The 17,466-nt window shown below is 60.2% G+C and carries 13 protein-coding genes, 1 tRNA gene, 1 pseudogene and 1 riboswitch; of the genes and pseudogenes, 9 read left to right on the forward strand and 6 right to left on the reverse strand.

What is annotated here, in order from left to right:
• Positions 1-158 precede the first annotated feature (158 nt).
• The 4 genes and pseudogenes from pbpG to ACB042_RS18905 all read left to right on the forward strand — a co-directional run bounded on the left by pbpG (position 159) and on the right by ACB042_RS18905 (position 5,355).
• Positions 159-1,070 carry a D-alanyl-D-alanine endopeptidase gene (gene pbpG, locus ACB042_RS18890; protein ID WP_159162748.1) on the forward strand — a complete coding sequence of 304 codons (912 nt, stop codon included), beginning with the start codon at positions 159-161 and terminating at the stop codon, positions 1,068-1,070.
• A gap of 223 nt (positions 1,071-1,293) precedes the next feature.
• Positions 1,294-2,331 (forward strand): annotated as a pseudogene (locus tag ACB042_RS18895) (acyltransferase).
• Positions 2,332-2,625: 294 nt separating this feature from the next.
• A complete protein-coding gene (locus tag ACB042_RS18900) occupies positions 2,626-4,668 on the forward strand; it encodes a TonB-dependent receptor (RefSeq protein WP_371178919.1) in 2,043 nt (680 codons plus the stop codon).
• A 21-nt stretch (positions 4,669-4,689) separates the two neighbouring features.
• Complete coding sequence (locus ACB042_RS18905; RefSeq protein ID WP_323670580.1) at positions 4,690-5,355, forward strand: PepSY-associated TM helix domain-containing protein; 666 nt, start codon at positions 4,690-4,692, stop codon at positions 5,353-5,355.
• Between the two features lie 239 nt (positions 5,356-5,594).
• On the opposite strand, the gene ACB042_RS18910 is transcribed toward ACB042_RS18905, so the two are convergent.
• Positions 5,595-5,680: transfer RNA gene (locus ACB042_RS18910), tRNA-Leu, on the reverse strand.
• Positions 5,681-5,823: 143 nt separating this feature from the next.
• On the opposite strand from ACB042_RS18910, the gene ACB042_RS18915 reads away from it, so the two are divergent.
• Positions 5,824-6,357: an RDD family protein gene (locus tag ACB042_RS18915; protein WP_005356740.1), complete on the forward strand. Its 534-nt coding sequence runs from the start codon at positions 5,824-5,826 to the stop codon at positions 6,355-6,357.
• A gap of 74 nt (positions 6,358-6,431) precedes the next feature.
• Here ACB042_RS18915 and lptG read toward each other — a convergent pair whose 3' ends face one another.
• Positions 6,432-7,502: an LPS export ABC transporter permease LptG gene (lptG, locus tag ACB042_RS18920; protein ID WP_323931068.1), complete on the reverse strand. Its 1,071-nt coding sequence runs from the start codon at positions 7,500-7,502 to the stop codon at positions 6,432-6,434.
• A gap of 26 nt (positions 7,503-7,528) precedes the next feature.
• Positions 7,529-8,641 carry an LPS export ABC transporter permease LptF gene (gene lptF / locus ACB042_RS18925; protein ID WP_043821844.1) on the reverse strand — a complete coding sequence of 371 codons (1,113 nt, stop codon included), beginning with the start codon at positions 8,639-8,641 and terminating at the stop codon, positions 7,529-7,531.
• Positions 8,642-8,813: 172 nt separating this feature from the next.
• On the opposite strand from lptF, the gene pepA reads away from it, so the two are divergent.
• The 3 genes from pepA to ACB042_RS18940 all read left to right on the forward strand — a co-directional run bounded on the left by pepA (position 8,814) and on the right by ACB042_RS18940 (position 13,869).
• Positions 8,814-10,322 (forward strand): leucyl aminopeptidase, encoded by a 1,509-nt coding sequence (gene pepA, locus ACB042_RS18930; protein WP_005336423.1) that lies wholly within the window; start codon positions 8,814-8,816, stop codon positions 10,320-10,322.
• Between the two features lie 174 nt (positions 10,323-10,496).
• Complete coding sequence (locus ACB042_RS18935; protein ID WP_247823602.1) at positions 10,497-10,952, forward strand: DNA polymerase III subunit chi; 456 nt, start codon at positions 10,497-10,499, stop codon at positions 10,950-10,952.
• 64 nt (positions 10,953-11,016) lie between these two features.
• On the forward strand, positions 11,017-13,869 hold the full coding sequence (locus ACB042_RS18940) for a valine--tRNA ligase (RefSeq protein WP_182963108.1): 2,853 nt from the start codon (positions 11,017-11,019) through the stop codon (positions 13,867-13,869).
• 70 nt (positions 13,870-13,939) lie between these two features.
• On the opposite strand, the gene ACB042_RS18945 is transcribed toward ACB042_RS18940, so the two are convergent.
• Entirely contained in the window at positions 13,940-14,926 is a 987-nt protein-coding gene (locus ACB042_RS18945) for a sodium:calcium antiporter (RefSeq protein ID WP_201952992.1), read from the reverse strand.
• 88 nt (positions 14,927-15,014) lie between these two features.
• Positions 15,015-15,121, reverse strand: a riboswitch (yybP-ykoY riboswitch).
• A 172-nt stretch (positions 15,122-15,293) separates the two neighbouring features.
• On the opposite strand from ACB042_RS18945, the gene ACB042_RS18950 reads away from it, so the two are divergent.
• Positions 15,294-15,881 (forward strand): superinfection exclusion B family protein, encoded by a 588-nt coding sequence (locus ACB042_RS18950; protein ID WP_005336432.1) that lies wholly within the window; start codon positions 15,294-15,296, stop codon positions 15,879-15,881.
• A 97-nt stretch (positions 15,882-15,978) separates the two neighbouring features.
• Here the strand turns inward: ACB042_RS18950 and ACB042_RS18955 are convergent, their stop codons facing one another.
• Positions 15,979-16,839 (reverse strand): GyrI-like domain-containing protein, encoded by an 861-nt coding sequence (locus tag ACB042_RS18955; RefSeq protein WP_201952994.1) that lies wholly within the window; start codon positions 16,837-16,839, stop codon positions 15,979-15,981.
• 4 nt (positions 16,840-16,843) lie between these two features.
• Entirely contained in the window at positions 16,844-17,341 is a 498-nt protein-coding gene (locus ACB042_RS18960; RefSeq protein WP_129503115.1) for a GNAT family N-acetyltransferase, read from the reverse strand.
• Between the last annotated feature and the right edge of the window lie 125 nt (positions 17,342-17,466).

A 17,466-nucleotide genomic window follows, 5' to 3' on the forward strand; every position in this document is an offset into this window, starting at 1 on the left:
AAAAAGACTCCATAGAGACCTCTTTTACGCTCTCCTCGCCGTCAGAGCACGCTCAACGCCGTAAATTATCAATATCAAGGTGAGAATGATTGTGAAGCGCCAGTTCACGACATATAACTTAGCGAGATATCCCTGTATTTCGTCCGGTAGAGCTGATCATGATGATGCGTTCCCTCCTTCCCCTGTTGCTTGGCGCAGTAATGCTGCCGGCCACTATGGACAGTGCCCATGCCAACCCTTTTTCCGCCAGCAACAAGAGCAGCAGCGGCTTTCTCGAGCGACGGGATGTGCCCAACCTCAGCTCGGCCGCTTTCGTGGTGGCCAACCACAGAACCGGCGAGGTGATCTCCGAGCGCAACGGCAACCGGGTGATGCCCATCGCCTCCCTCACCAAGCTGATGACGGCGTTGGTAGTGCTGGATGCCAACCTGCGCCTTAACGAAATGCTCACCGTGACCAATGCCGACATCGACCGCATCAAGGGAACCGGATCGCGCCTGGCCATAGGTTCCAGGCTCAGTCGCGCCGAAATGCTCCATATCGCCCTGATGTCCTCTGAAAACCGCGCCGCCTCGGCGCTAGCCCGCCACTATCCCGGCGGCCAGCGTGCCTTTGTCGAGGCGATGAACGCCAAGGCCCGCATGCTGGGGATGTGGAATACCCGCTACGCCGACAGCACCGGGCTCAACCCGCGCAATGTCTCCACCGCGCAGGATCTCGCCAAACTCGCCGCCGCAGCGGCCTCCTATCCGCTGATCCGCCAATATTCCACCGACGAGCAGAGCTATGTGCGCACCAACAAGCGTCAGCTGCACTACCTCAACTCCAACCGGTTGATCCGCGAAGGGCAATGGGAGTTCACTCTCTCCAAGACCGGCTATATCCGCGAAGCGGGCCGCTGTCTGGTGCTGGGCACCAAGGTCAATCGTGAGCCGGTGATCATGGTGCTGCTCAATGCCGAGACCACCAACGATCGGGTCGCCGACGCCAAGCGGATCAAAACCTGGCTGGAGAGCTCGGGCAGAACCACCCTGGCCGCCAACCAGAGCAGCATGCTGACTCACCAGTAAGCTCGAGCTCCCCAACCAAGCGAGGCGTCCGCCTCGCTTTTTTTATCTGCATGAGCGCGCCCAAAAAACGGGAGCTTGCTCCCGTTACAGGTAACACCTTCCGCCATCCCGTTACAAAACGTAACTACTCAACAGCGTGATTCACACTAATAGAATCAATTGGTTGTAACCTGGCAGCAAGAATTTTAGCGTGCTATCACAACCCCTGTAACGACGAGCCACCATGCGTATTTCCAGTATCGAGTGCGGGCGGGTACTGGCCATTCTGGCCGTGATGACCATTCACGTATCCCCCTTCGCCAATCCCTTCGATCCCGCCCTGTGGGGAAGTGGATCCTAGCTCTGGCTGAGCGGCACCATCAACCAGTTATGCCGCTTTGCCGTGCCCCTGTTTTTCCTCTGTGCCGGTTATTTTCTGCAGCCGAGGCTGAGTCGCGAGGCGCCGCTGACCGTGGCCTGGCGCTACTGCCGCCCCTTGCTGCGGCTCTGGCTGGTGTGGAGTCTGGTCTACCTGCTGGTGCCGTTCAATCCGCTGGATGCCGTGCAGCAAGGCTATCTGGCCTCCCTGCGCGGGCAGTGGCAATTCCAGCTCGGCGACCCCCTCAATGGCTGGCTGGTGGGCGGCATGATCCACCTCTGGTTCCTGCCAGCCCTGATCATGGCGGTGACCCTGCTGGCACTCTGCTACCGGCTTGGCAGACCAGAGCTCGCCCTCTGGCTGGGTCTTGGCCTCTACCTGCTGGCGCTGCTGGGGGGCTCCTATGCCAAGCCGCTGCTGGGCGCCGAGTGGCCACTGCTCACCCGTAACGGCCCCTTCTTCTCCCTGCTGTTTGTGGCGCTCGGTGCCCTGCTGCGCCAGCGTCAGTGGCAGCCCGATGCCCGCACCGGCTGGCAACTGCTGCTGGCGGGCGTGGCGCTCTATGGCTGTGAAGCCTGGGCGCTGCAGCACTTTGCCGCAGTGCCGCTCACCCGCCACGACTTCCTGCTCGGCTCCCTTCCCTGGGCTCTCGGTCTGTTTGGACTGCTGCTGGCCAACCCCGAGTGGGGCAAGGGCAGCTGGCTTGAACGCCAGGCCCCCAAAGTGCTCGGGATCTACTGCCTGCACATGATGCTGGTGGTCTGGCTCTTCGTGTTCGGCCCGCAGGGCGCATCCATCCAGTGGGAGATCGCCAAGGTGCCGCTGCTGCTGGGAGCGTCTCTGCTGGCCTATCGCCTGCTGGCGGCCCAGCCCCTCACCCGCCTACTGCTGCGTACTCGCTGAGTCCGGTATCCGGCCCGTCCTATCGGGCCGGATACCTCTTCACGTTTAGCCCCTTTCTCTTCCGCTACGCCCTTTTTGCTCTCGCTTCATTACCGCAGTTTGCTGCAATGGTTCTACTTTTCAGCCGCGCTTCCCCAACCGTAAAACCTGCCCCCACAGCCCCCCTCTATTTTCACCTTGCCAGACAAATGAAAATCAATATCATTGGCATCCCGCTTAAGCGGGCCAGGCTAATTATAATTAAATCAATATGTTCGAGCCGTCAGGTCGACATCCAAAGAGTCAATATTGAATATGCAGCACCCTCACTTTCGCAGAACGCTGGTCTCGCTGGCACTGCTGGGCACCGGCTTCACTGCCCAGGCCACCGATGAAACCATGACTGTGGTTGGCAAACGCTCCCAGCATCAGGAAGTTGCCACCGCAACCCGTACCAATACGCCAGCCAAGCTGGTTCCCCAGACCATCGACAGCGTCAAGGTCAGCGAGCTGACCGCCTTCGGCCAACCAACGCTGAGTGAGGCCCTGAGCGGCATTCCCGGGGTCAACGCCAGCGGTGACACCCGCTTCGACGGGGTCAATATCCGCGGCTTCAGCGCCAGCAACGACTTCTATCTCGACGGGTTCCGCGACGACATGCAGTACACCCGGGATCTCGGCAACATCGAGCGGGTGGAAGTGCTCAAGGGCCCGGCTGCCGTGCTCTACGGCCGCGGCAGCACGGGGGGCATCGTCAACCGGGTCAGCAAGAAGCCGCAAAAAGGGCAGGAGTCCAGCGTCACCGCCCGGGTCGGCAGCTTTGACAGCCAGCGTCTGGCCGCCGACCTCAATGGCGAGGCGAGTGAGCAGGTGCAACTGCGCCTCAACATGGCGCAAGAGGACAAAGATAGCTTCCGCAACGGCGTGAAGAGCAAGCGCACTCTGCTGGCCCCTTCCGCCAACTGGGAGATCAGCGACAACCTCAACTGGCTGGTGCAGTACGAGCGCAACGAACATGACCGCACCCCGGATCGCGGCATTCCCGGGGTCAATGGCCGTCCGGCCGATGTGCCGCGAGAGTATGTCTACAGCGATACCAGCCGCGACTTCATCGATGACGTGGCACAATCCACCCGCTCACGCCTCTCCTGGGATATCAACGATCAGTGGCAGTTGCGCCAGCAGCTCGGTTACTCCACCCTCGACAGCCAGTTTGACAACACCTATGTCACCAGCGTCAAAGGGGATCAGGTGAGCCGCTCCCGCTGGCAGCAGGATCTGAAAGCGAAGAACCTGATCAGCAACACCGAGGCCGAAGGTCTGTTCCAGACCGGCCCGGTGGAACATCGCCTGCTGGTTGGCTTCGAGCAGAACTGGCAGGAGCGCACACCCAAGCTCTACCAGAACGCCACCGCCATTCCGTCTGGCAATCTCTACGATCCGGGCTCACTGCCTACCTACAATGGCGCCATGAAGCTCTCCAGCGACGCCAAACACAAGGTGCGCGGCAATGGCCTCTATCTGCAGGATCAGCTCAGCCTGGGTGACTGGCATCTGGTTGGCGGGCTGCGCCGTGACGACTTCACCGTCACCAGTCGCCGCTACGACCTCAACAAGGAGGAGAGCGTCTCGGTCAACAGCCTGAGCCCGCGCCTCGGTCTGGTGTGGAATCCCCTAGAGGATCACGCCTTCTACACCTCCTACAGCAAGACCTTCACTCCGGTGGGCGGCGAGCTGATCGGCATCACCCCGGGCGACAAGAATAACGGGCTGGAACCCCAGCACACCCGCCTCTACGAAGGTGGCGTGAAGAGTGACTGGCTGAACGGCAAGCTGGCGACCACCCTCTCCCTCTATCGACTGGAGATGTACAACAAGCGCACCAAGGATCCGCTGGATCCCACCAAGGTGATCCTCACCGGCCTGCAGCGTACCGAGGGTGTCGAGCTGAGCGCCCGTGCCGAGCTGACCGACGAGATCTATCTGCGTGGCGGCTTCGCCATTCAGGATGCGGAGCAGGTCAAGGCGGATGCGGATCTGCAGGGCAAGCGCCCGATGAACGTCTCCCGTCAGAATGGCCAGCTCTATCTCGGCTACAAGAGTGGCGAGCAGGGCTGGTTCGGCGAAACCGGAGTAACGGCGGTGGGCGATCGCTTTGCCGACAACGCCAACACCACCACACTGCCCGGTTACGCCCGCTTCGATGCGCGCGCCGGTTATCGCTGGCAGCAGTGGGAAGCCGAGCTGAGCGCCGAAAACCTGACCGACCACGAGTACTTCGTCAGCGCCACCAGTGCCAACCAGATCATGCCGGGTACACCCCGTCAGCTGAGCCTGACCGGTACCTACCGTTTCTGAACTCTGTGACAACCCCCCCGACTGGCCAGCCCTTGCTGGCCAGTTTTTTATGAAGCAACCACGATGAAACGCAGAAGAGTTCCCCTTCACAACAACAAATGGGTACGCCGCCTCCATGCCTGGGCCGGTTTTTTTACCCTCGCCCTGATGCTGATGTACGGCATCACCGGTCTCTGGCTGCAACACCGTGCCGTGTTGCCCATCCCCGGCCCCCACACCGACAAATCGAGTGAAGAGATAGTGCTCAAGGCGCCACTCGCCAGCCCGGAGCAGCTGAAAATCCTGCTGCAACAGCGCTATCCCGATACCTTTGCCGACGGGCGAACCATGATCACCCCGGCCCAGACCCTGCCCACCCCGAACGGCCTGCTCATCCTGCCCGCCAAGTGGGAAATGCGCGGCGTCACCCTCAGCCAGAGCGTGGCTGCCAGCTATGTTGAGGGTACCCTGCTGGTACGTACCGACCTGCAACTGGCCAACTTTGCCGCCAGCCTCAACCGGCTGCACCGCGGCATGGGCACCGGCCTCGGCTGGCAGCTGTTTGGCGATATCGCCGCCCTGGCCCTGCTGCTGCTCGCCCTCACCAGCCTGTTTATGTGGACCAAGCTGCACGGCACACCCAGAGCCATCATCGCGCTGACGCTCGCAGGCACCCTCGGTACCCTGCTGTTTGCCCTGCTGGGATAGTGCGGCAACCATGTTCTGATGCAGCAAGGTTTGGAAAAAACCGCAATAGAAACAGGCCGCTGGCGGTGATGCCGTCAGCGGCTATATCAAGAAAAGGAAATAATGGAGAGCAGGAAAAGAGAAGGGATACCAAGAGGTAACAGGAAGTACTGCCAGCTCAACAGTAACGCCCCAAAAGCGCAGAAACGCCAAAAAAACAAAAGGCCATCATTGCTGATGGCCTTTTGTCATGAATTTGATGGTGCCCGGGGTCGGACTCGAACCGACACGGTTATTCACCGGCGGATTTTGAATCCGCTGCGTCTACCGATTTCGCCACCCGGGCAACTGCGAGGGATTATACGAATGGCGCGATGCCATGCAAGGTGTTTTTCGATTGAACACTCCCGTTTGTTCATTTATTCAACGCCTTGCCGATGCGGGGCCAGTTACATAGAATGCCGCCATCATCTTAATGGAATAAAAACGATGGCCAAGCCTAAAAAAGTCCAACAAAAATCCCCCTCTCCCGCCACTCAGCCATACCCGTCAGCGGGTCTGATGCGTCGCCTCGGCGCCCTGATCTATGATGCGCTGGTGGTGACTTCGCTGCTGATCATCGCCGGCTTTATCGGCATGGGTGTCGCCAAGCTGTTGCTGGTCACCGGCATGGCCAGCGTACCGGCTGGTGAAGATACCGTCTGGTTGCTGACCCGCCACCACCTGAGCCTGATCTACACCCTGTGGCTCGCCTTCGTCATCTGCGGTTTCTACACCTGGTTCTGGACCCGCGCTGGCCAGACCGTCGGCATGCGCGCCTGGCGGCTGCGCATTCAGAACGAGGATGGCAGCCACATCCGCGTTACTCAGGCGCTGATCCGGCTCGCTACCGCCGCCTTTGGTCTGGGCAACCTGATGTGCCTGTTTAACCGCCAGCGCCCACGGGCGTTCCAGGATATCTGGGCCGAGTGCGAAGTGATTGTGCTGAGCAAAGAGGCAAATCTGGAATTGTTGAACAAGTAATCCCGGATCAATGCAATAACGAAAGAGGGCACCAACAGGTGCCCTCTTTGCATTTCCTCATAACCTCGTGCGGATTACTGCTTGCGGCTAAGGATGTAGAAGGAGATGCCGCCAAACAGCAGGCTGGGCGCAATAGCCGCCAGAATCGGCGGTACCGCATAGACCAGACTGATGGGGCCAAACACCCGATCACTCACATAGACGGCGAAGCCGGTCATGATCCCCATCAGCATCCGCGCGCCCATGCTCACCGAGCGTAGCGGGCCGAAGATGAAGGAGGAGGCCAGCAGGATCATCGCCACCACCGAGAGCGGTGACAGTAATTTGCGCCACATCTCCAACTTGTAACGACCGGCATCCTGCTTGTTGGCATCGAGATAGCCGATGTAGTCGAGCAGACCGGAGACCGAGAGGTTCTCGGGGTCGATACTCACCACCCCCAGCTGTTTGGGCGTCAACTCTGAGCTCCACTCCATCTTGCCATGCTGCTCGCTGCGGATCTGCGCGGGATCGTCGAAGCGGGTAACCTGGGTCTGCTTGAGCAGCCAGTGGTGACGCTCGAACACACCCTCCTGCGCCTGCACCACGTCGATCAGCTTGCGCTCGGGGGTGAAGCGATAGAGGGTGATGCCGGTGAGGGCGCCATCGTTACGCACCCCGTTGATATTGACGAAGTTATTGCCATCGCGAGCCCACACCCCGTAGGCGGAAACCGTCAGACGACCTTCGGACAGCGCCCCCGCCTTGATGTCATCTGCCATCCGCTTGGCGATGGGGGCCACATACTCCCCCATCAGCCCCACCATGATCATCAGCGGGATCGCCGTCTTGAGCGCCGCCATCACGATACTGATCTTGGAACGACCCGCCGCCTGCATCACCACCAGCTCGGAGCTGGTCGCCAGCTGACCCAGGCCAATCAGGCCACCCAGCAGCGCGGCCAACGGGAAGAAGAGCACCGCCTCCTTGGGCATGGAGAGCAGCACATAGTAGAGGGCGTTGATCATGTCGTAGTTGCCGTCACCGACCGACTTGAGCTGCTCTACATACTTGATGAGTGCAGCAAGGCCAACCAGCGTTATTTCACACAGCAGGATCGACATGAAAATGACCCGACCGATATATCTATCGAGAATGCCAAACATCAGCAGAAGTTCCTATGGTTGCAGCATCATGCTGATTTTCTGTTGAAATAGCGGCCCTTCACCCCGTTCCACCAGCTGGTGCCCTGCAGATTGAGGGGCAGGCCGATAAACAGCAGGTAACCGAGCGGCACCAGGAACATCCCCGGCCAGTAGGGCAGCCGACCGCTGTCGATGGCCGAACGGGCGGCGCTGAGCAGCAGGAAGTAGGAGAGATACAGCATGATGGCCGGCAACAGCTTGGCGTAGCGCCCCTGACGGGGATTGACCCGCGCCAGCGGTACCACCAGCAGGGTGAGCACCGGAATGGAGAGGGGCAGCGAGATACGCCACTGCAATTCCGCCATCATGGCGTTGTCCTGGGTACCGAACAGTTCCATGGTCGGCTTGGCCGCCGCCTTGCGGTTGGAACGCTCCATCTCCTGCTGGCGGATCACTAGACCATATTCGCGAAAATCGGAGATCTGGAACTGCTTGCCGGAGAAGTTCCCCTCGTAGCGGGAGCCATCCATCAGAGTCAGCCACTGCAGGCCGTTCTCATCGACCGTCACCACCCCTTCGGTCGCCACCACCACCGAGGGAGGATTATTCCCCTCCGCCCGCTGCAGCACGAAGATCTTTTGCAGTTTTGAGCCGTTGTCGTTCAAATCCTGGATATAGGCAACCAGACGCCCCTTGTCGAGCTCCATAAAGCGGCCCGCCTGCAGGAAGGAGATACCCGGGTCCGCCTTGAACTCGTCGATCACCTGATACTCGCGCTCCTTGGCCTGCGGGGCGATCCAGCCGGTGTTGAACGCCGCGACCACAGCCGTCAGCAAGGCCAGCAACATGGCGCTGCGCATCACGAAACGGTGGCTGAAGCCGACCGCATGCATCACCGTCATCTCGCTTTCGGCGTAGAGGCGACCATGGGCAAACAAAATGGCTAAAAAGAGACTGATAGGCAGCATCAACAACGCCATATTGGGCAAGTTGAGCAGCAGCAGGGTGGAGACCAGACGTGTCGGCACCTCGCCATCGGCGGCGTCACCGATGATCTTGATAAATTGTTGGCTGACAAAGATAAGCAGCAATACGAATAACACTGCCAGCTGGGTTTTCAGGGTTTCCCTGAACAAATATCGGAAAACGATCACAGTCATTCCCAAGTAAACTTGTGTTTTTAGTCGAATGCCTGAAAAATAGGGCCATATATTGGATTTTTACCAGTTTGAACTGCGGAGCCTGTGGCTGTTCGCTCCGCCTCTGATACCCCAACAAGCACCGCATTATTCAATAAAAGGTGCCTTTTGTCTTTAGGATGTAGGAGATTCCATGGAGTTCAGTGTAAAGAGTGGCAGTCCAGAGAAGCAACGGAGCGCCTGCGTCGTAGTCGGCGTATTTGAGCCTCGTCGCCTCTCTCCGGTTGCCGAACAACTGGACAAGATCAGCGATGGCTATATCAGTTCGCTGCTGCGCCGTGGCGACCTGGAAGGGAAACCAGGCCAGATGCTGCTGCTGCATCAAGTACCGGGCGTGCTCAGTGAGCGCGTACTGCTGGTCGGATGCGGCAAGGAGCGGGAACTCGACGAACGCCAGTACAAGCAGATCATCAACAAGACCATCACAACCCTGAACGAAACCGGCTCCATGGAAGCGGTCTGCTTCCTCACCGAGCTGCACGTCAAGGGTCGGGATACCTATTGGAAGGTGCGCCAGGCGGTAGAAACCACCAAGGCGGGCCTCTACAGCTTCGATCAGTTCAAGACCAACAAGGCCGAGCCACGTCGCCCGCTGCGCAAGCTGGTATTCAACGTGCCGACGCGTCGGGAACTGACCATTGGTGAAAAAGCCATCGCTCACGGTCTGGCCGTGGCCAAGGGTGTGCGGGTCTGCCGCGACGTGGCGAACATGCCGCCCAACGTCTGCAACCCGGCCTATCTGGCCTCCCAGGCCCGTCGTCTGGCCGATGCCTACGACAACATCACCACCAAGGTGGTGGGCGAGCAGGAGATGGCCGAGCTCGGCATGAACTCCTATCTGGCGGTGGCCCGCGGCTCCGATAACGAAGCCATGATGGCCATCATCGAATACAAGGGTCATCCGGATGCCAAGCCCATCGTGCTGGTCGGCAAGGGACTGACCTTTGACTCCGGCGGCATCTCCATCAAACCGGCCGACGGCATGGACGAGATGAAGTACGACATGGGTGGCGCCGCCTCCGTGCTCGGTACCATGCATGCGCTGGCCCAGCTGCAACTGCCGATCAACGTCATCGGTGTACTGGCTGGCTGCGAGAACATGCCGGGTGGCAACGCCTATCGTCCGGGTGACATCCTCACCTCCATGTCCGGCCAGACCATCGAAGTGCTCAACACCGATGCGGAAGGTCGTCTGGTGCTGTGTGATGCGCTGACCTATGTGGACCGCTTCGATCCGGAAACCGTGATCGACGTGGCGACCCTGACCGGTGCCTGCGTCATCGCGCTGGGTCACCACACCTCGGGTCTGCTGGCCAACCACAACCCGCTGGCCCACGAGCTGCTCAACGCCTCCGAGCAGGCGGGTGATCGCGCCTGGCGTCTGCCGCTGTTTGACGAGTATCAGGAGCAGATCGACAGCCCGTTCGCCGACATGGCCAACATCGGCGGTCGTCCGGCCGGCACCATCACCGCAGCCGCCTTCCTGTCACGCTTCACCAAGAAGTACAACTGGGCCCACCTGGATATCGCCGGGACCGCCTGGAAGAGTGGCAAGGATAAAGGCTCCACCGGTCGTCCGGTGCCCCTGCTGACCCAGTTCCTGCTGAACCGGGCTGGCGTGGATATCGAAGAGAAAGAGTAACTCTCCGGCCCCTGCCGATGGCTGCATCGGAAGGGTTGGCGTTACCCTGAACCACAAGGAAGAGGCCCGCCTCTTCCTTGTTTCATTCTTGAATCAGTGAGCTGCGGACGGGAAACGCCCCGTCAGCCTCATGAGGCGGTCAACAGTCCGTCACCGCAAAACGGGATCAACCTGATGAGCCAAGTGACCTTTTACCTGATGAGCGAACAGGATGACGCGCAGGCCTCTGCGGTCGAGCGACTGGCCTGCACTCTTGCGGCCGAGTCGTGGGGGGCGGGCCATATCTACCTGCTCTGCAACGACGAGGCCCAGGCCCTGCGCCTCGACGAACTGTTGTGGCAGCTGCCGCCGGAGCGCTTCGTGCCGCACCAGCTGCAAGGCGAAAGCGGCATGGCCCCGGTGGAGATCGGCTATCAGCCACCGAAACGGCGCTACGCCCGCCTCATCAATCTGGCCACTGCGACACCTTTGTTTGCAGGACACTTCGCTCAAGTGGTAGATTTTGTCCCCACTGACGAAACACAAAAGCAGCAAGCCCGCGAGCGCTACAAGCACTATCGCCAGGCAGGCCATACCCTCGAAATGAGGGAGCAGCCCGTCCTTGCCGCACCGGATCCGGCGCAGCCCTGACTGCAACCAATTGATCCATAAAGAATCAACACCAGACTCCATCCATCCAGATTACGGCGAGACCATGGAAAAGACTTTTAATCACAACGCCATCGAACAGGCGCTCTATCAGCACTGGGAAGCCCAGGGTTACTTCAAGCCCCACGGCGACACCAGCAAAGACTCCTTCTGCATCATGATCCCGCCGCCGAACGTCACCGGCAGCCTGCACATGGGTCACGCCTTCCAGCAAACCCTGATGGATACCCTGATCCGCTACAACCGCATGCAGGGCAAAAACACCCTGTGGCAGGCAGGTACCGACCACGCCGGTATCGCCACCCAGATGGTGGTTGAGCGCAAGATCGCCGCAGAAGAGGGCAAGACTCGCCACGATTACGGCCGTGATGCCTTCATCGACAAGATTTGGCAGTGGAAGGAAGAGTCCGGTGGCACCATCACCCGCCAGATGCGCCGTCTGGGCGACTCCGTGGATTGGGAGCGCGAGCGCTTTACCATGGATGAGGGTCTCTCCGCCGCCGTGCAGGAAGTGTTCGTTCGTCTTTACGAAGATGGCCTGATGTACCGAGGCAAGCGTCTGGTGAACTGGGATCCGAAACTCAACACCGCCATCTCCGATCTGGAAGTGGAGAACCGCGAGATCAAGGGCCACATGTGGCACCTGCGCTACCCGCTGGCCAACGGCGCCAAGACCGCCGAAGGCAAGGATTACCTGATCGTCGCCACCACCCGTCCGGAGACCATGCTGGGCGATACCGCCGTGGCCGTGAACCCGGAAGATCCGCGCTACAAGGCACTGATCGGCCAGCACATCCTGCTACCGCTGGTGAACCGTCTGATCCCCATCGTCGCCGACGAACACGCCGACATGGAGAAGGGCACCGGTTGCGTGAAGATCACCCCTGCCCACGACTTCAACGATAACGAAGTGGGCAAGCGCCACAGCCTGCCGATGATCAACATCTTCACGCTGGACGCCCACGTGCGTGCCGAGGCCGAAGTTGTCGACACCAACGGCAACCCGAGCACTGCCTACGACGCCGCCCTGCCGGCCGAGTTCGCCGGTCTGGAGCGCTTCGCCGCCCGTAAAGCGATTCTGGCCAAGCTTGAAGAGCTGGGTCTGCTGGACGAGATCAAGGATCACGTGCTGCAACAGCCTTACGGCGATCGCGGTGGCGTGCCCATCGAGCCGATGCTGACCGACCAGTGGTACGTGCGCGTGGCGCCGATGGCCAAGACCGCCATCGAGGCGGTGGAAGATGGCCGCATCCAGTTCGTGCCGAAACAGTACGAAAACATGTACTTCTCCTGGATGCGCGACATTCAGGACTGGTGCGTCTCCCGTCAGCTGTGGTGGGGTCACCGCATCCCGGCATGGTATGACGACGCCGGCAACGTCTACGTTGGCCGCAGCGAAGACGAAGTGCGCGCCAAGCACAGCATCCCGGCCGTAACCGTACTGCGTCAGGACGAAGACGTGCTCGACACCTGGTTCAGCTCCGCCCTGTGGACCTTCTCCACTCTGGGCTGGCCGAACAACACCGAGGCACTCAAGACCTTCCACCCGACCGACGTGCTGATGAGCGGCTTCGACATCATCTTCTTCTGGATTGCCCGGATGATCATGATGACCATGCACTTCATCAAGGACGAAAACGGCCAGCCGCAAGTCCCGTTCAAGACCGTCTACATCACCGGTCTTATCCGTGACGAAGAGGGCCAGAAGATGTCCAAGTCCAAGGGCAACGTGCTGGACCCGCTCGACATGATCGACGGTATCTCGCTGGAAGACCTGCTGGAGAAGCGCACAGGCAACATGATGCAGCCGCAGATGGCCGAGAAGATCGCCAAGCGTACCGCCAAGCAATTCCCGGAAGGGATCGATGCCCACGGTACCGACGCCCTGCGCTTCACTCTGGCCGCGCTGGCCTCTACCGGTCGTGACATCAACTGGGACATGAAGCGCCTGGACGGCTACAACAACTTCTGCAACAAGCTGTGGAACGCCTCCCGCTATGTGCTGATGAACACCGAAGATCAGGATTGCGGCTTCAACGGCGGCGAGATGCAGTTCAGTCTGGCGGATCGCTGGATCCAGTCTCAGCTGCAAGTGGCCATCCGTGACTTCCGTACCGCCCTCGATACCTACCGCTTCGACATCGCGGCTGGCGTGCTGTACGAATTTATCTGGAACCAGTTCTGTGACTGGTATCTGGAGCTGACCAAGCCGGTACTGACCAAGGGTTCCGAGGCCGAGCAGCGCGCTGCCCGCCACACCCTCGTGACTGTGCTCGAAACCCTGCTGCGTCTGGCGCACCCGATCATCCCGTTCATCACCGAGACCATCTGGAAATCGGTCGCCCCGCTGGCTGGCGTACACGCCGACACCATCATGATTCAGGCCTTCCCGGAGTTCGATGCCGCCAAGGTGGACGAAGCCGCGATGGCGGATCAGGAGTGGGTGAAGGAGTTCATCGTCAGCATCCGCAACATCCGCGCCGAGATGAACGTGGCCCCGAGCGTGCCCCTGAACGTGCTGCTCCAGTGCGATGCCAAGGATGCCCAGCGTGCCGCCGACAACGAAGCCTTCCTCAAGTCGCTGGCCCGTCTGGAGTCCATCCGCGTACTTAGCGAAGGTGAAACCGCACCGCTGTCAGTGAAGAAGCTGATCGGTGCCACCGAGCTGATGATCCCGATGGCCGGTCTCATCGACAAGGATGCCGAACTGGCCCGTCTGGCCAAAGAGGTTGCCCGTCTGGTGGGCGAGTGCGGCCGTATCGAAGGCAAACTCGGCAACGAAGCCTTCGTCGCCAAAGCACCGGAAGCGGTCATCGCCAAAGAGCGCGAGAAGCTGGAAGATTACCGTCTCCAGCTGACCAAGCTGGAAGCCCAGCAGGCCGAAATCGCCGCGCTGTAAGCGCTGCGACCAACCGCGACAGCAAAGCCCCCTGACCCAAGGGGGCTTTTTCATATCCGCGCCTCCCGTTTCAGCTCACCAGCAGCCAGCCGCAGAAACCGAGATAGAGCAGACCAACCAGCGCCAACCGCCCGGCGGTCATGACCCCCTTTCTGAACCCCCACCAGAGCAAGCCCACTGCCAGCATCGTCACCAGCGAGGAGGCCATCATGGCGCCATCCAGCAACCAGGGGGTAAAGAGCAGACAGAAGGCCTTGGGGATAGTGCCCTGGATCATCATGGCCCCGGAGATATTGGCCAGCGCCAGCCGGTTCTTTCCCTGCCGCACCCAGATCAGCACGTTCATCAGCTCCGGCATCTCGGTCGCCACCGGACTCAGCAGCAGGGCCGCCAGCACCGGAGAGAGGCCAAACAGCTCGCCCATGCTCTCCAGCTGATGGACAAACAGCTGGGCCGCCAGCGCTACCACCACCAGCGCAGCCAACGTCTGCAGCAACACCTTGCCAAGGGGCGGGATCCCGGCATCGGGTGCCAATTTGAGGGGCTCCGGCAATTCGACTTCGTGGCTGTCACTCTGTTTCAGCTCGCGCCTTACATAGACGAGGTAGACCAGCAGGAAGAGCGGGGCCAGCCAGCTCTTGCCGGTGAAGGCGACCAGCCCCAGCGCGGTCGCCACCAGAAAGATGCCGATAAACCAGCGCTGATCCCGGCCAATCTCGCGCTGCACCTCGCCATCGATGGCCCGTTCGGTACGCCCCATGCAAAGCAGCAGGGTGAGGCCGACTGCCGCATAGCCGATGGTCGCCAACACCAGCGGCCCGCCAAGGGCGGCGCCAATGCCGATCTCCTGCTTGGCGGTTGTGTTGCCCATCAGCAGAGCGGTCAGGGTCACGATACACTCGGGTAGCGCCGTACCCAGTGCCGCCAGCAGCGAACCGGTGGCGCTTTGGGAGAGTTTGAAGTGGTGGCCGGTCCACTCGATGCCGTTGACGAAGTATTCGCAGGCAAGGTAGATGGTGACCGCAGAGACGAGAAATAACAGCAGGGTAATCAACATAATAGATACCGCCAGGCGAGCAGAATAACCGATGGACCCGACATGGCTCGCCCGGCTGGCGTGCATATCGAGGCCAAAGGTCTTGCAGAGCGATAGTGCCTATCGCCGCCCATGCCATGGATACGAGGATCCAAGAGTGTTGACATGGGCCCGGCCCGGAATGCGGGCGGGTTGCTACTCCCCAATGACTGAGGGGACGTTTTAGCAACTAGCCCCCCGCCTCACAAGGCAAATTAATGACAACTCATTCAATAAGTTGTAAGGGAATGTAACCTCGCCAGCCCCTCCTCCCCACCGCTATTGCGCTGTTGGCACACCGATTGCTGTAGGTAGTTCACTATCCACAACAGTTTGGGAAGGATGAACAATGAAACGGTGGATCCAACATTTCTATCAACTGAACCGCCTCAATTGGCTGATGGTCTGGTTGTTGCTCTGCTGCAGCATCATTCTGCTGTTTCCGGCCGGGCTGATGAAAGGGGCCGTCAGCCAGTGGGCTGCGGATCATGCGGCCTGGCTGGGAGTCGGCATGCTGATCGCCATCTCCTACTTCTGCAGTCAGGGCTTCCTGATCGCCTGGGAGTGGGCATGCGAAGAGTGGCAGGCGCGCCGTCAGCAGGATCAGCTGGCCCAGATGATCGGCTTCCTCGACTTCAACGAGAAAGCGGTGCTGCGCGAGTTCGTGCTGCAGCGTAAAAGCGTCATAAACTTGCCGATCACCGAACCCGCCGTCAAAAACCTGATGGATGCCGGCGTCCTCACCTACGCCTACGGCAAGCCGACCCGGGAGAAGGATGACGAGAACCAGATCCGCGCCCTGATGATCGCCCTGCCCGCCCGACCGCTGCTCACCTACAAGGTGCTGGGGCTGTCGCGCGGCAAGATGAGCGACGAGCAGGTGGAGCAGATCATGAATGCCAGACCCAAGTTCGCCCAGAAGGGGTTCCAGCGCTAACCGCCGCCCTATCCGCCAGATGCAAAAGAGCCGGACACTGTCCGGCTCTCTCGTTTCTGCGCGACATGATGTACCGCTCAGCTTTCCCTTCTGCGCCCTACCCCTTGAGGCTGGAGCAAAAGCTGACATCGTCCTGCACCGGATCATCGCTCATGCTGTGATAGAGCTCGAAGCAGGGACCATTGCCAAACTCCAGCCCGGCAGCAACGATGTCGCCGATATGTTCCTGCCAACGCGGGCCATACTGACTGCGGTCGGTAATAAGATAACGGGACTGGGCGTAACGACCGGCGGGAATAAGCTGGATCTCGACCGCTCCCATTCCCACCGTCCCCGCAGGCACCGTCACCCCGATGTCAGTGCGACACTGGGCTGGCGGAGTCACCTCGGGGTTATCGTGATAGATGAAGATCCACTCCCCACCTTCCAGACCGCGGGCGCTGAGCCACTGATGCAGCTGGCTGCAGACGGGGTCATACCCCTCGCCATAGGGGCCGGTGACACGCATATAGGCCAGAGTGCGGGCGTCCATCTCGATGGTTTTCATGGTATTGCTCCTTGCTGATGAGTGACCCTCAGCATAAGGATTCGGCTGCACAAGTGCGTGTCCATCCTTGCTCATCAAGTGTCCATTCTTGCTCTTGTCGCGGCGAAACTCTCCCGGCGTGCAACCATAGTAACGGCGAAATACCTTGGCAAACGCCTGGGAGCTGGCGAGCCCCGCCCCCAACGCAATGGCCGTGACACTGGCATCGGAATAGCAGAGCTGCCAAGCTGCCCGCTGGATGCGCAGACGACGACACATCTCCCCGGGCGTCTCCCCCGCCACAGCCGTAAACACCCGGTGAAAATGGTAGAAAGACAAGCAGGCACTGCTTGCCAGCATTTCAATGGAGAGATCGGGATTCTGCTCCAGCGCCCGGATCACCGGGCGCAATCTGGCATGATAGTCGACCATACCGTTAGCGACTGGCGCCCCCCGCGACTCTGGCCATATAGAGCGCATCCACATAACGCCCTTGGCGGAAGGCATAGTCACGGGCTCGCCCCTCCTCGGTAAAACCGAACTTGCGATAAAGCGCCTGTGCGGCCTCATTGTCGGTATAGACGGTCAGCTCAATCCGGTGCAGGTTGAGCCAGTTATCGGCCAGATCCAGCGCCGCGGCCATCAGGGCAGAGCCCACCCCCTTGCCAGCCCAGTCATCCCGCACTCCCATGCCAATCCCGGCCACATGCTTGCGTCTGGGATTGGGCTCAACCAGCAGCGAGAGCTGGCCTACCAGCAGGCCGTCAACGTCGGCGACCAGTGCCACCACGCTGTCGCTCTCCAACCGCTTCTGCCACTGGCTAAGGGGTGGCATAGGCAGGTGCAAAGTGCCCGCCTGGGCATTAGGCATGGAATAGAGATCCCGCAAGGCGGGGGCATCGGCGGGTTCGGCATGACGGATAGTAATCTGCATATGAGGCTCCTTCTCGAAACCTCCATCATGCAATATCCAGCGCGGTTACACATCCCCCACCTGTACCCATTTGTCTTGCCTATCAAAGAGCGAGGAAAGGCCCATTGGCCCATCACTGCGCAGAT

Source organism: Aeromonas sp. S13(2024), assembly GCF_041402405.1.
Taxonomy (GTDB): Bacteria; Pseudomonadota; Gammaproteobacteria; order Enterobacterales; family Aeromonadaceae; genus Aeromonas; species Aeromonas veronii.

Excerpts from the sequence above, each read along its gene's own strand:
- pbpG (WP_159162748.1), top strand. The coding sequence starts at position 159 with ATGATGATGCGTTCCCTCCTTCCCCTGTTGCTTGGCGCAGTAATGCTG.
- ACB042_RS18900 (WP_371178919.1), top strand. The coding sequence starts at position 2,626 with ATGCAGCACCCTCACTTTCGCAGAACGCTGGTCTCGCTGGCACTGCTG.
- ACB042_RS18915 (WP_005356740.1), top strand. The coding sequence starts at position 5,824 with ATGGCCAAGCCTAAAAAAGTCCAACAAAAATCCCCCTCTCCCGCCACT.
- lptG (WP_323931068.1), bottom strand. The coding sequence starts at position 7,502 with ATGTTTGGCATTCTCGATAGATATATCGGTCGGGTCATTTTCATGTCG.
- lptF (WP_043821844.1), bottom strand. The coding sequence starts at position 8,641 with ATGACTGTGATCGTTTTCCGATATTTGTTCAGGGAAACCCTGAAAACC.
- pepA (WP_005336423.1), top strand. The coding sequence starts at position 8,814 with ATGGAGTTCAGTGTAAAGAGTGGCAGTCCAGAGAAGCAACGGAGCGCC.
- ACB042_RS18935 (WP_247823602.1), top strand. The coding sequence starts at position 10,497 with ATGAGCCAAGTGACCTTTTACCTGATGAGCGAACAGGATGACGCGCAG.
- ACB042_RS18940 (WP_182963108.1), top strand. The coding sequence starts at position 11,017 with ATGGAAAAGACTTTTAATCACAACGCCATCGAACAGGCGCTCTATCAG.
- ACB042_RS18945 (WP_201952992.1), bottom strand. The coding sequence starts at position 14,926 with ATGTTGATTACCCTGCTGTTATTTCTCGTCTCTGCGGTCACCATCTAC.
- ACB042_RS18950 (WP_005336432.1), top strand. The coding sequence starts at position 15,294 with ATGAAACGGTGGATCCAACATTTCTATCAACTGAACCGCCTCAATTGG.
- ACB042_RS18955 (WP_201952994.1), bottom strand. The coding sequence starts at position 16,839 with ATGGTCGACTATCATGCCAGATTGCGCCCGGTGATCCGGGCGCTGGAG.
- ACB042_RS18960 (WP_129503115.1), bottom strand. The coding sequence starts at position 17,341 with ATGCAGATTACTATCCGTCATGCCGAACCCGCCGATGCCCCCGCCTTG.